General features: G+C 34.8%; 14 protein-coding genes and 1 other annotated feature. Of the genes, 11 read left to right on the forward strand and 3 right to left on the reverse strand.

The genetic code is table 11. The features are described 5' to 3' along the window. The first annotated feature begins 25 nt into the window (after positions 1-25). The 4 genes from queG (at position 26) to ACQV2O_RS00275 (ending at position 5144) form a co-directional block, all read left to right on the forward strand. Positions 26-1207 (forward strand): tRNA epoxyqueuosine(34) reductase QueG, encoded by a 1182-nt coding sequence (queG, locus tag ACQV2O_RS00260; protein WP_428874738.1) that lies wholly within the window; start codon positions 26-28, stop codon positions 1205-1207. Positions 1208-1210: 3 nt separating this feature from the next. Further along, positions 1211-1738, forward strand: a complete 528-nt coding sequence (gene trmL / locus ACQV2O_RS00265; protein ID WP_428872940.1) for a tRNA (uridine(34)/cytosine(34)/5-carboxymethylaminomethyluridine(34)-2'-O)-methyltransferase TrmL — start codon at positions 1211-1213, stop codon at positions 1736-1738. Between the two features lie 33 nt (positions 1739-1771). Then, positions 1772-1995 (forward strand) — a binding site (T-box leader). A 41-nt stretch (positions 1996-2036) separates the two neighbouring features. Beyond that, positions 2037-3329 (forward strand): serine--tRNA ligase, encoded by a 1293-nt coding sequence (serS, locus tag ACQV2O_RS00270; RefSeq protein WP_428872942.1) that lies wholly within the window; start codon positions 2037-2039, stop codon positions 3327-3329. A gap of 279 nt (positions 3330-3608) precedes the next feature. After that, entirely contained in the window at positions 3609-5144 is a 1536-nt protein-coding gene (locus ACQV2O_RS00275; protein WP_428874646.1) for an ATP-binding cassette domain-containing protein, read from the forward strand. Between the two features lie 378 nt (positions 5145-5522). On the opposite strand, the gene ACQV2O_RS00280 is transcribed toward ACQV2O_RS00275, so the two are convergent. Then, a complete protein-coding gene (locus tag ACQV2O_RS00280) occupies positions 5523-6338 on the reverse strand; it encodes an undecaprenyl-diphosphate phosphatase (RefSeq protein ID WP_428873012.1) in 816 nt (271 codons plus the stop codon). Positions 6339-6486: 148 nt separating this feature from the next. Between ACQV2O_RS00280 and ACQV2O_RS00285 the strand changes: the two genes are divergently transcribed. After that, complete coding sequence (locus tag ACQV2O_RS00285) at positions 6487-6972, forward strand: PTS sugar transporter subunit IIA (RefSeq protein WP_428874647.1); 486 nt, start codon at positions 6487-6489, stop codon at positions 6970-6972. 99 nt (positions 6973-7071) lie between these two features. Here ACQV2O_RS00285 and ACQV2O_RS00290 read toward each other — a convergent pair whose 3' ends face one another. Beyond that, positions 7072-8112 (reverse strand): lactonase family protein, encoded by a 1041-nt coding sequence (locus ACQV2O_RS00290; protein ID WP_428874648.1) that lies wholly within the window; start codon positions 8110-8112, stop codon positions 7072-7074. Between the two features lie 128 nt (positions 8113-8240). Here ACQV2O_RS00290 and ACQV2O_RS00295 point away from each other — a divergent pair, with 128 nt between their 5' ends. From ACQV2O_RS00295 to ACQV2O_RS00310, 4 genes are all read left to right on the forward strand, one after another. Then, positions 8241-9497: an AI-2E family transporter gene (locus ACQV2O_RS00295; RefSeq protein ID WP_428872946.1), complete on the forward strand. Its 1257-nt coding sequence runs from the start codon at positions 8241-8243 to the stop codon at positions 9495-9497. 101 nt (positions 9498-9598) lie between these two features. Then, the gene (locus tag ACQV2O_RS00300; RefSeq protein ID WP_428872948.1) at positions 9599-10318 is read left to right on the forward strand and encodes a DUF554 domain-containing protein; all 720 of its coding nucleotides are present in this window, start codon (positions 9599-9601) and stop codon (positions 10316-10318) included. 32 nt (positions 10319-10350) lie between these two features. Further along, the gene (locus tag ACQV2O_RS00305) at positions 10351-10971 is read left to right on the forward strand and encodes an NADPH-dependent FMN reductase (protein WP_428872950.1); all 621 of its coding nucleotides are present in this window, start codon (positions 10351-10353) and stop codon (positions 10969-10971) included. An 11-nt stretch (positions 10972-10982) separates the two neighbouring features. After that, entirely contained in the window at positions 10983-11558 is a 576-nt protein-coding gene (locus ACQV2O_RS00310) for an NADPH-dependent FMN reductase (protein WP_428872952.1), read from the forward strand. 58 nt (positions 11559-11616) lie between these two features. On the opposite strand, the gene rnhC is transcribed toward ACQV2O_RS00310, so the two are convergent. Then, on the reverse strand, positions 11617-12555 hold the full coding sequence (rnhC, locus tag ACQV2O_RS00315; protein WP_428874649.1) for a ribonuclease HIII: 939 nt from the start codon (positions 12553-12555) through the stop codon (positions 11617-11619). A 135-nt stretch (positions 12556-12690) separates the two neighbouring features. Between rnhC and zapA the strand changes: the two genes are divergently transcribed. Both zapA and ACQV2O_RS00325 read left to right on the forward strand, forming a co-directional pair. Then, positions 12691-12939: a cell division protein ZapA gene (gene zapA / locus ACQV2O_RS00320; RefSeq protein ID WP_428872956.1), complete on the forward strand. Its 249-nt coding sequence runs from the start codon at positions 12691-12693 to the stop codon at positions 12937-12939. 72 nt (positions 12940-13011) lie between these two features. Continuing rightward, positions 13012-13551 (forward strand): CvpA family protein, encoded by a 540-nt coding sequence (locus ACQV2O_RS00325; protein WP_428872958.1) that lies wholly within the window; start codon positions 13012-13014, stop codon positions 13549-13551. Positions 13552-13562 lie beyond the last annotated feature (11 nt).

The raw sequence follows: 13562 nt of genomic DNA on the forward strand, positions 1-13562 counted from the left end.
TTTTTTTAGATAGGAGTTGAACAAACTGATCTCAAAAGAAGAGGCTATTAAAGTCAAATCCATTTTAAAAAAAACGCTGAAAGACTTAGGAGTGGATAAGATCGGTTTTACGACAGCGGAACCTTTTGACCATTTAGAGGAAAGTTTAAGAGAGCAAAAGGCGAAAGGACATACCACTGGTTTTGAACATCCTATCATTGAGGAGAGAATCTATCCTGAAAAAATCTTTGAAGGGGCCCAATCAATTATTTCGATTGCTTTGGCTTATCCTAGTAACTTTAGAAAGGAACCAGCTTCTAATAAAGAAGAACGTCGTGGTAGTTTTGCTCGTGCTTCTTGGGGGGAAGACTACCATCATATTTTATCAGAACGTATGCAAAGGGTTATTGATCTTATCCAAGCAGAAATTCCTGATGCTCGTTTTAAACCGATGGTTGATACGGGGGAATTGATTGATGTGGTTGTGGCTGAAAGAGCTGGATTGGGCTTTATAGGTCGTAATGGTTTGCTGGTCACTAAAGAATTTGGCAGTTACGTTTATTTAGGTGAAATTATCACGAACATTCCTTTTATGCCAGATCAAAGGGTTACATATGGTTGTGGCGATTGTTATCGTTGTGTGACAGCCTGTCCTACTCAAGCTCTTTTTGGTGACGGTAAGATGAATGCGCAGAAATGTTTATCCTATCAGACTCAAACCAAAGGTCATTTAGCTGAAGACTATCGCCGAAAAATGACTCATGTCATTTATGGCTGTGATATTTGTCAGATTTCATGTCCTTATAACAAGGGCATTGATTTTCATCTTCATCCTGAAATGGAGCCTATCCAAGACGAAGTAAAACCAATATTAAAGAATATGTTATCACTTAGCAATAGAGCCTTTAAACGACAATTTGGACATTTAGCGGGGTCTTGGCGAGGCAAGAAGCCCTTGCAAAGAAATGCAATTATCGCTTTGGCTAATTATCGGGACCGAACAGCCTTGCCGCATCTGCTTGAATTAATTGAAAAAGATCCACGACCAGTGATTCGAGCAACTGCTGCCTATGCTGTTAGTGTAATCCAAAGAGATAAAAATCAAGCGATGATTAGTATGATTTATGACCAACTGCAGAAGGAATCTGAACCAGAAACCATCAAAGAAATGAAAAAAGCTATTGAACGTCTCAAAAATAAAAAAGAGTTAAAGTCTAAAAGGAGTTAAACGATGAAAAACCATATCGTACTTTATGAGCCCCTAATGCCAGCTAATACTGGCAATATTTCGAGAACTTGCGCAGGAACTAATACTAGTTTACATTTGATTGAACCGCTTGGTTTTTCTACTGAGGATAAAATGCTTAAACGAGCAGGGCTAGATTATTGGGAGCATGTCGACATTACTTACCATGACAGTTTACCAGCCTTTATGAAGTTTTTAGGTAATCGTAAATTGTACTTGATTTCTAAATTTGCACCAAGAGTTTATAGCGAAGCTAATTTAGCTGATTCAACGATTGATGAGCAGTTTTTTATCTTTGGTAAGGAAACGACTGGGCTACCTGAAGATTTTATGCAAGCTCATAAAGATCAATCTTTAAGAATCCCGATGAATGATCAGCATATTCGTTCTTTAAATTTATCTAATACGGCTAATATTATTATTTATGAAGCTCTAAGACAACAGAACTATGAAGGATTGGAAGCCATACATCATTATCGTGATACTGAAAAGGCTCAAAGACTTAAATGGTAATAGCTTGACAAATAAAATCTATTTAATATAATAAATTTAATAGTTAGTACGAATAGTATCTGAAATAAGGGTCAAGCAGAAAGTTAGCGGTTGATGAGAGCTAATCACTTATTCAGTGAATCCACGTATTCATTCTGCTTTATGAAAGCTAAGCATAAATAAAGCCGGTCATCGCCGTTATGATACAAGTGTAAGAATTTAAATCAATTCTTAAAAACGGGTGGTACCGCGGAACAAGAGACCTTTTCGTCCCAAATAGACGGAGGTCTCTTTTTTATTACATAAAGGAGGAATTAAGATGTTAGATAGGCGCTATTTGAGAAACCATATGGATGAAGTAGTTGAGCAATTAAGTCATCGCGGAGTAAAAACAGAAATTTTAAATGAATTTAAAGAGTTGGATAAAAAAAGAAGAGCTCTATTAACTCAAGTAGAAGAGAAAAAAGGGGTCCGTAATAAAGTTTCGCAAGAAATTGCCACTATTAAGCGCAATAAAGGAAATGTGGATGAACAGATTCAAGCCATGCAAGTTATAGGGCAAGAAATAGCTGAATTAGATGAGACTTTAAATCAGCTAGACATTGCTTTGGCTCAAATTGAACATGGATTACCTAATTTACCTCATGAATCAGTACCAATAGGTGAAGATGAAGAAGATAATGTTGAAAATCGCCGTTGGGGTCAGATTACAGACTTTGATTTCGAACCTTTAAATCATTGGGATATTGCAGAGAATTTAGGCATTCTTGATTTTGAACGAGCAGGCAAAGTATCAGGTTCACGCTTTGTATTCTATAAGGGGTTAGGCGCAAGGTTGGAGCGCGCTATTTATAACTTTATGTTAGATACTCATACGGCTAGAAATGGTTATACCGAAGTTATACCGCCTTATATAGTTAATGAAAAGTCAATGTTTGGAACAGGACAATATCCTAAATTTAAAGAAGATACTTTTGAGTTGAGTGATGATCGTCAATTTGTCTTAATCCCAACAGCGGAAGTTCCTCTAACCAACTACTATCGAGATGAAGTAATTGCAATGGAAGAGTTACCGGTCAAATTTACCGCCATGTCTCCATCATTTAGATCAGAAGCCGGATCAGCCGGTCGTGATACTAGAGGTCTGATTCGTATGCACCAATTTCATAAGGTTGAAATGGTTAAATTTGCCCATCCAGAAAGTTCTTATGAAGAATTAGAATTTATGGTCAAAGATGCTGAAGGTATCTTACAAGCTTTAAAACTACCTTATCGGGTAATCACCCTTTGTACTGGAGATATGGGCTTTTCAGCCGCTAAAACATATGATATTGAAGTTTGGGTTCCAGCTCAAGATACCTATCGAGAAATATCTTCTTGCTCTAACACAGAAGCTTTCCAAGCGCGACGCGCCATGATTCGTTACCGCAACGCTGAAGGCAAGTTGAATTATGTTCACACCTTGAATGGATCTGGCTTAGCTGTTGGTCGAACAGTTGTAGCCATCCTAGAAAACTACCAGCAAGCGGACGGCAGTGTTAAAATTCCAGAAGTATTGGTACCTTATATGGGTGGAGTGACTGAAATTACCAAAGAGAATGCAATGGGATAATATACAAAGCTTTTCTTAAATTTTTTTAAGGAAAGCTTTTTGTATAAGTATTTAGAGTGTGAAATTTGAATTTTAAAAAAAGATATGCTTTAATTAAAGTAACTTATTAAGAGGAGTGTTACATTTGAACAATTTCTAAGAAAGCAGCATGAGTAGAAGTGACTTCTATTTAGTGTGAACTTTTTTAGAAAGTATCAAATGTTACATAGGGGATACTTCTATTCTATTCTAAGCTGCTAATAATGGATTTTTGGCACAAGAGTAGAAAGGAGTTTTTTTATGTTACAGGTAAATAGTCTAAGCTTATACCATCGTAAGGATTTCGTTAAAATTATTGATGACTTGTCTTTTATTATTCATCCCGGCGAAAAAGTAGCGATTATTGGCGAAGAAGGTAATGGGAAATCGACTATCTTAAAGTGGTTAATGAATGATGAATCACTTAGTAACTATCTAATTATTAAAGGCGAAAAAATTAATTCTTTCAGTCAAATGGCATACCTCCCTCAACAAATGAAGGAGGAAGATCTTAGTTTAAGTATTGAAAAGTTCTTTTTCGCAAAGGTAGATCCCTTTTTAATGGATTATAATAAAATAATCAAATTTGGAATGAAAATAGGTTTTGATTGGGAGCGACTACATTCTGAACAAATAGTGAGATCCCTCTCAGGTGGTGAAAAAATAAAATTATCACTGTTAAGGATAGCAGCTCAGCAAGCGGATTTAGTTCTACTAGATGAACCATCTAATGATTTAGATATTGATTCAATAAGGTATTTAGAAAAATTTATTAGCGAAAGTAAACAAGCAATATTATTTGTTTCACATGATGAATCGCTACTACAATCAACAGCCACTTCGATTATTCATTTAGAGCGATTGTTGCATAGAAAAGACCCATGTCATACAGTTTCGAAATTAGCTTATAAGGACTATCTTCTATATCGTGATAAGAGGATCGCGAGTCAGCAAAAAGACTTTGAGCAAAATGAAAGAATATATGCTAAAAAGTTTGCTCGTCAACAAAGGCTTGAGTCAGCTTTGCATCATCGTTTGAATCATACTAAGGATTCAGCAAGCGGACGACTACTAGCGAAAAAGATGAAGACCGTTAAGTCATTGGGCAAAAGACTTGAACGCGAACATCAACAAGGAAGTCAGCAAGTGATAATTGAAGACCCAATTAAGATATTTTTTAACCACTCCATTCCAATTGCTGATTCGCGCAAGATTATGGAGGTAAGCAATCTTAATTTAAAGGTTGAAGGTCGTTTACTAGCACCAAACATTAATCTAACGGTTCAAGGACAGGATAAAATAGGAATTGTGGGAGCCAATGGGGTGGGCAAATCAACGCTTTTAAAGCATATGTGGCTTTTATTCAATCAAGATGGTGATAGAGAAGGAATTATACCTGCCTATATGCCTCAAAATCATAGTGAATTCGTTGATACGAATTTGACACCGATTCAATTACTTGCTAAGGAAGGAAGCAGCGAAGAATTAACACAAATAATGACTTTTTTGGCCAGTATGAATTTTCTTCCTGAGGAAATGTCTCACCCTATCAATGAATTATCAGGAGGACAAAAAGCAAAATTATTATTTTTAAAAATGGATTTGATGAGAGCGAATCTTCTTTTCTTAGATGAGCCGACGCGAAATTTTTCTCCGAATTCACAACCAAAAATACGGAAAGTTTTAAGCGAATTTCCAGGAACTATTATTAGCGTCTCCCATGATCGTTTATATTTAAAAGAGGTATGTCATCAACTGTATCTACTTAAACCAGAGGGTCTTAAACTTATTGATTAAATTCAAACGTTTATGAATTTAGTTAATGAGTAGTTTTAAAGCCGAAGTCCAAGCGTGAGACCGAAAGTCTAGCTTTTGGGCTTCCATTGGCTTTGAGTATGATGGACCAACTTAAAAAATTATTATTTATGCGAATCAAAAGAAGATAAAAACAATCATAAAATTGAAATAAAAATAAGTCCTTATACGTAAACAAGTTAGAAGTATATATTTTGTATCTTAAAGCCTGATCTGGATGAGCCCGATTTGCTTATCGCCAATCACTTCAAGCTGCTTAGAAAACAATAAAATAAGAAAGACAAGCACATATAACATGTACGCATCTTTCTGGTCCAACTTCTTGGGGTCACTATAGGGTCAACTCTTATTTCTTTTAGATTACTTAAATAAATAATACAAAATGACAACGGCACCCAAAATAATACGGTAGTAACCGAAAGGTTTAAAGTCATTCGTTTTGATGAATTTAAGAAGTGAACGGATGACGATTAAGGAAACAAGAAAGGCAACAAACATACCTACCAAGAGGTAAACAAGTTCAGCACTAGTAAAAGCAAAGCCAAAGTCTTTTAACTTAACTAAAGAAGCTCCGAACATAACAGGTATTGACATAAAGAAAGAAAACTCTGTCGCAACTGTTCTTTCCATTCCTAATAAAAGTCCACCGAGGATGGTTGACCCCGACCGTGAAGTACCTGGAATTAAAGACAAGGCCTGAAATAGACCGGTTTTAAAAGCCGTAGGGAAAGAAATCTTTTTAAGAGTATTAACTTGTTTAGCATGACGAGCTGGCTTTTTATTTTCAATCCACAAGAAAGCAAAACCATAAATGATTAAGGCAGCAGCGACCACATAAGGAGTATTAAAATACTCTTCCATGTAATCATTGATCAATAGGCCCAGAACTCCTGCTGGCAGGGTAGCAAAAGCAACTTTAAACCAAATTACCCAGATATTTTTTCTTTCTTGGCTAGACTTTTTAAAATCCAAAGGGTTAAGTTTATTAAAATAAAGGACGACTACAGCTAAAATTGAACCAAATTGTACAACAGTTCGAAACATTTCAACAAAATTTGGATTGAGATTTAATTGAATAAATTCCTCAACTAAAATTAAGTGTCCAGTTGAAGAAATGGGTAACCACTCTGTAATTCCTTGAACAATACTTAAGAAAATAATTTTTAATAATTCCATCCATTCTAGGTTTTGCACTATATATCACCTCGTGATCTTTTTCTCGCTTATTATAGCTAACAATTAAACAAATGTCACTATGTGGTCAATTCTTAAAATAGGAGTCTGTGAAGAAATATGATAAAATGAAGTCAAGAGGAGGAATAAAATGTTTGGGTTATTTAAGAAAAAAGCTAAAAAAATCAGCCTACATGCTGTCTGTGATGGTCAAATAATTCCTTTAGAAGAAGTCAACGATCAAGTTTTTTCTCAGAAAATGATGGGAGATGGCTACGCTATTCAACCGAGTCAATCAACCATCTACTCACCAGTTCAGGGTAAATTAATGAATGTTTTTCCGACTAAACATGCGATGGGAATACAAATAGAAAATTTAGAATTACTACTTCATATGGGATTAGATACGGTGGAATTAGAAGGTAAGCCTTTTAATACTTTGGTTAATGAAGGGGAAAACTTAACACCAACCACTGCTGTTTCAGAAGTTGATTATCAAGAAATTGAAGCAGCAGGTAAGGATAATGTGATGTTAGTTATCTTTGTTAATGGTTCAGAGGTCATCGATGAGTTTAAGATTACTGCTAGCGGTTCAGTTACTAAAGGACAAGAAATTGGGTATGTGACATTAAGGTAAAAGGTTATCAAAAAAATGATTAGCAAATTCTATTGAATCTGCTAATCATTTTGATTTTTAACTAATCACTAACTTTTTGAATATATTTTTTAATGAAATTTACTTATTATTTAATGCTAATATACAAACGCATTCAGGAGCATAAGCTTTTGTATCGGTTAAAGAAATTATTCCACTTGCAGAATTTCTCTTAAATAAAGTGAGGTAATCAGAATCTTGATGAGCCACAATCAAATATTTTTCATCATGCGATAAGCAGAAATCTCTTGGAACTTTTCCATATGATGAAATACTCTGTAGAAGGCTTAACTTACCGCTAGTTTTATCCACTCCAAAGAGGGTAATTTGATCTTGATAGCGTGTCGAAACATATAAAAAGTTACCATCTTTTGAAATTCTAATTGCAGCTCCGGTGGCTTCTGGGTGACTATCGGTTGGAATATTATGATAACTTTCAATAATCTCTAAATGGCCATTTTGTTTTAGATGACATAAAATCGTGGTATTATTCAGCTCACCAATAATGTAGATAAATTTCTGATTAGGATGGATTGCTAAATGCCGTGGACCGGTTCCAGCTGGAATATTTAAAGATTGCTCAAGATGGGAGATTGAGCCATTCTCAGCTAAGGAATATACATAAATTTTATCACTACCCAAATCACAAACATAAAGAAACTTATCTTGATTGAAAGTAGAGGTAAAGTGGATACGAGACTGAGTTTGATTAGGATGGACAGATGAACCATCGTGGGTAACAGTCTGTATATGTTTTATTTCATCATCATTTAAGTGATAGATTTCTATAGTGCCTTCATGATAGTTTGATAGGTAGAGGACTTTTTTAGAATCTAAATAGAAAAGATGACATCCTGCTGCTTTGGTGTGATAAAAATAATTTTTTTTAATCCAGGTATCATTATGCTTTTTTTTGTATACTGCCACTCCTGAAAAAGGTTCTTCTTTTTCAATTGTAAATAAATAGCGATTATCTTTTGAGAGGGCAAGATAGGTGGGGTTTTGAATTGTATCGATTAACTCTCTTTCTGTGAAAGTTTCTTTTTGAGAATCAAAAGTGATCGATGTTAATCCTTCATTAACTCGACGGGTATAACCACCTAAAAAATATTTTTCTTTCATAAGATGGACTCCTTTCTTCTTCAAAAGTATTATAGCATAAGGGTAGATTTATATCGTAGTTAAGCCAATCATTTTAATTCTATTTGTGGTATGATTGAGATGAATTCATATAGGATAGGAGGGTATTGATGCGAAAATTAAATCAGTTTTTATTTAAGTCAGAATTCTTGAATGATCGCAATGTTATTCGGCTATTAAAATTTATTTTAATTGTCTTGGCAATCTATGCTTTTACACAAATTTCTTATTTATTTCAACCACTCTTTGATTTCTTGAACTTCTTTGCCTTTCCTTTCATTGGAACGGGCATTATGTACTATCTGTTCTCGCCCTTAGTGGTTAAACTCTCTAGACGCGGTGTAAACCGTCATTTATCAATATGGTTAATTTTTATTGGCCTCTCATTATTAGTAACTTGGGGTGTAGCTACACTCGTGCCGATAGTACAAAGTCAGACGCGCTCATTTATTAATGATTTACCTAAATATGTAGCAGGAATTCAAGATGTTTTTAACAAGCTTCCTTTACTACCTGATTTTAATGAAGTCTTTCCTAATCTGGCTAATCAAGAGGGGAGTGTTGATTTAAACGGACTTATCCAGCAAATTCAACCGCTAATTACATCGACTTTTGGTGGATTAGGTAGCGTGATAGGTACGGTTTCAACGGTTGTAACCGGCTTAGTTACTATTCCTGTCTTACTTTATTATCTTTTATTAGAAGGTTATAAGCTATTCCCTAAAATACTTTATTATATTCCTGATCGCTATAGAGAAACGACTAAGACTATGATTTATCAATCTCACTATCAGATTGGTCAATATATTCGTGGCCAAATTATTGTTGCAATTATTGTGGGCATGATTTTCGCTGCTGGTTTTTCCATTATAGGCCTAGACTATGCGATTACTTTAGGAGTACTTGCTACTTTTCTTAATGTCATTCCCTATATTGGGTCAGTCATTGCCGCTATTCCTGCCATAATTATTGGTTTAATTGCCTCTCCTTTTATGTTAATAAAGGTCTTATTGGTTATAGGGATTGAGGCTTTAGTTGAAGGAAGACTTATTCAACCGCAAATTCTTAGCTCGAATTTAAAAATCCATCCAGTTACAATTTTAATTGTTCTGTTAGGAGCGGGGCGCATATTTGGTGTAACGGGTGTGATTCTAGGTGTTCCTGCTTTTGCAGTACTTAAAGTGATCGTAACAGAACTATATCGTATTTACCGCAAACACTCTAATTTATATGGTGATGATTTAAAGAACCAATCGCTTTCTAAAGAAACTTTAATTGATATGTGTTTGGTTGAAGATGGGCAGGATGGTTTTGCTGCAGAAGATCAAGTTGATAAATTACTAAATTCCAATCAATTATTAAAATAAAATTAGTTCTTGGTTTTCTATGGAAAAATCATGAATTTATCTTTATAATAATTAAGTGTCAAGGTGAGATAGTACGCCAGTCAAGCAAGAGTATCCTTTGGATGCTCTTAATTTTATGTGAAGGATTTGTTAAGATGGGTGTAATTATTAATGGTATCGTAATCGTTATATGTAGTTTAATCGGTATGGGTTTAAAGGCAGGAATCCCTGTAAAAATCCATGAGCGATTGATGCATGGTATTGCTTTATGCGTGCTCGCAATTGGAATTGATGGCACCTTAGCTGGAGAAAATACGATTGTTATGATTTTGTCAGTTGTTGTAGGAGCAATGATTGGGGAATCAATTGATATTGATCAAAAGGTAACTTATGGGATTTCATTAATTGAAAAAAAAATATCAAAACCAGGATCTGATAGTCAGTTAGGGCAAGGTTTTATTTCAGCAGCAATGATCTTTTGTATTGGTTCAATGTCTATTTTAGGATCTTTAGAAAGTGGATTAACCGGTGATAATACCACGCTCTATACCAAGTCTATCTTAGATGGCATTACCGCCATTCTATTGAGTTCATCTTTGGGAGCAGGTGTTTTACTATCGGCAATTCCAGTAATAATCATCCAAGGCTTATTAGTAATCTTAGCAGGCTTTTTAGCTCCTATTTTATCAGTAGCAGTGGTAAATGAGATTATTGCAGTAGGGTCACTATTATTGATTGGCTTAGGCATGAATATTTTAAATATTACTGAATTAAAGATTTTAAATTATACACCGGCAATCTTTTTACCCCCTATTTTCTTGACGCTATTATCTTTATTCTAATTAGGAATACTATTCTATGGAGGTATAATAATATGAAGAAAATTGTTGGCATCGTTGGAAATAATTCTACGGAATCTACCAATCGTAAGTTATTACAATTTATTCAAAAACATTTTCAAGATAGAGCGAATATCGAATTACTTGAAGTTCGAGGCCTGCCAATCTTTAATAAACCAGCGGATGGAAAATTACCTGAGGTAATCATTGAAATGGCTGAAAAAATTGAGGCAGCCGATGGAGTGGTTATTGCTACTGCAGAGTACGATCATTCTATTCCAGCCGCTTTGACGAACGCTTTATCTTGGTTATCTTATAATATATTTCCTTTTGTGGATAAACCTTTAATGATTGTGGGAACTTCCTATGGTGTTTTAGGGACTTCTAGAGCCCAACAACACCTGCGTTCAATTATGAATGCACCAGTTATTCGTGCAATGCTTATGCCTGGTTGTGAATTTTTAATGGGGAACTCTTTAGAGGCTTTTGATAAAGAAGGGAATTTAGTTTTCCCAGATAAGGTCAATCAGTTAGAAGCTTATTTTAATGATTTTCTTCAATTTATTGGTGTCACAGAACTATTACAAGAAAGGCATCAAGCAAATGTGGATGAAGCTCGCAAGTTCTATCATCAACAGTTCGAAGCTAAAGAGTAAGGGGGGATAATATGAAATTAGTAGGAATCGTAGGCTCTAATGCAGAATTTTCGTCTAATCGTTTATTATTACAGTATATAAAGCGGCACTTTGCTGAATATTTTGAATTAGAAATTCTTGAAATTAACCAAATTCCGATGTTTGATGCTAGTAATGATCAAACAGATCATCCGGCGATTCAGTTATTAAATAAAAAAATACTTCAAGCGGATGGTATATTAATAGCCACCCCAGAACATATCCATACTGTTCCACCTGCTTTAAAATCTACAATTGAATGGCTATCTTATAAAGTTACACCTTTTATTCATAAGCCTGTGTATGTTATTGGAGCATCCTATTTGGAACAAGGGACCTCGCGTGCTCAATTACATATGGATCAAATTTTGGAGTCTCCTAGAGTGGATGCTTATGTCTTCCCTGGAAATGAATTTTTACTAGGTGGTGCTAAAAATAAATTTGATGCTGAAGGGAACATTACCGACCCTAAAACAGTTGACCATTTAGAAAAATGTATAGCTAAATTTATTCGCTATGTAAAATTAATCAATCAACTGGAAAATATTCCTGAAACTACAATTGACTAGATAAATGCCCCTCGCATTGACTATAAAAAAGCTGTCGATAAAAATCGGCAGCTTTTTCTTAATGACGATATTTTTTGCTTAACTTTTTAGCTTTTTGTGTGTTAGCAAAATGGAGTTTAGCTGTTTGATTGAGACTTTCAATCCCATAGCGGTCGATTAATTTTGATGCATAAAGATCAACATTTCTGCCTGCCCCTGAAGGTAGTTTGCCGCCAAAAGTTTCACCGAGCGAATGAAGTTTTTTAACAAAGGCATCTCTTGCAATAATGGAAGCACAAGCAACGGCCAGATGAATAGATTCGGCCCTTTTAGCAAAATAGACATGGGCGCGATAAACTTCCTTTTCGTTTTTTAAGTGTTGGTAATAATTCTTTTCTGACGTAAATTGATCAATTATTACTCCATCAAGTTGCTTTTTCTGTTCAGGAGATAGTTTTTTATATAGTTCTTTAATAGTAAAGTTATGTAATCTCGCCTTAAGTCCGTTAGCATTATATTTTTTAATCATTTGATTGTAATTTTGTGGATTAGCAATTGTTAAATGATAATCAACTGAGTGTATGAGATTAGCCGCAATGCTTTCGATTTCATGATCAGATAAATTTTTAGAATCTTTTACGCCAAGTTCTTTAATTAATTCTTGTTTTTCAAAAGGAAGATAGACTGCACATACAGTCAAGGGTCCAAAGTAAGATCCGTTTCCCACTTCATCCGACCCAATTAAATTCTTAAATTGAATCCGGTCAGGTAAATGAGTGTTGTTTTCGAGAAAATTCGTGTGGATTGATTGAGGCAAGTCTTTAGCCCATATTCGCGCTTCTTCTTCAGCTGCTTTTCCTTGAAAGAGGACTTTGCCAGATTTATAAGCTGTAATGGTTACATAAGCTAATTTAGCTCTAAAGAGGCTATAGGGAACGGGGTCAATTAAGTGTCTTTGGTAATTTTCTTCCATAACTTTAAGAGTTGCTGGGTTTACTTCGAGAGTGACGCTGTTCATTTATATCCCACCTTTTATGAATTGGCTATCATAATTATCAGTTTACCATCTTCTTTAATATTCGTATAGGAAAGGTGCATTATAGAGGGACTTTTGGTAAAATAGTGGGAGAATCAAGCTTAAAGAGGAGATTACATGGAAGAGAAGAACCGTTATAAGGCATTGATTGAAGGCAGAGTCTATACCATTGTGGGTCATCGTTCGAGAGAGCACATGGATGCAGTTGTTCAATTACTGACTCAACAATTACAACAATTAAAAGAACTTGATCCCAATTTGACTCAAGAAGATCGCGCTATTTTGATGGCAATTAATGCTATTTCAGACCAGATTACAAAAGAAGAAAAAATTGCAGCGCTAGAGAAAAGACTAGGCTTAGGCTAATTTTTAAAGAAATAGAATGATTATGAATTTTTTGAACAGGACTAATGAGAAAATCATTAGAGGGGGTACTTTATGTTAAGTGTTATTGTAATTTTAATTTTGGCCTTCGCCTTTTACTCTGGCTATCGGTCAGGAATGATTATGCAGATTGTAAGATTGTTAGGTTATATTATTACCTATATCATTGCTACACAATATTTTGATGTTTTGAGCAAGTGGGTGGAGATGATTATACCATTTCCAGCTGTCCAACCAGATAGTCAACTCGCTCTATATACGGAAGCTCAAACTTTTCTACTCGATCAAACTTTCTATAAATTGATTACTTTTCTAATTATCTGGTTAATCGGCTGGTTGTTAACGAATGTATTATCCATTTTATTTACCAAAGTAACTTATTATAGTGTTTTAAATATTAGTAATCGGTTAATTGGTGGTGTACTCAATTTCGCTGTTGTCTATTTTATCGTATTTATGGTTTTATACTTATTATCGTTAATTCCTATAGAATTTATCCAACAGCAATTTGTTAACAACCCATTGATTTTTAGAATGGTGGATTCCACGCCTATTTTGACCGACTTTGTAGGGAAGTTTGGCTTGGGATCCTAATGATTATTAAT

This window comes from Facklamia sp. P13055 (genome assembly GCF_050409445.1).
GTDB lineage: Bacteria > Bacillota > Bacilli > Lactobacillales > Aerococcaceae > Facklamia.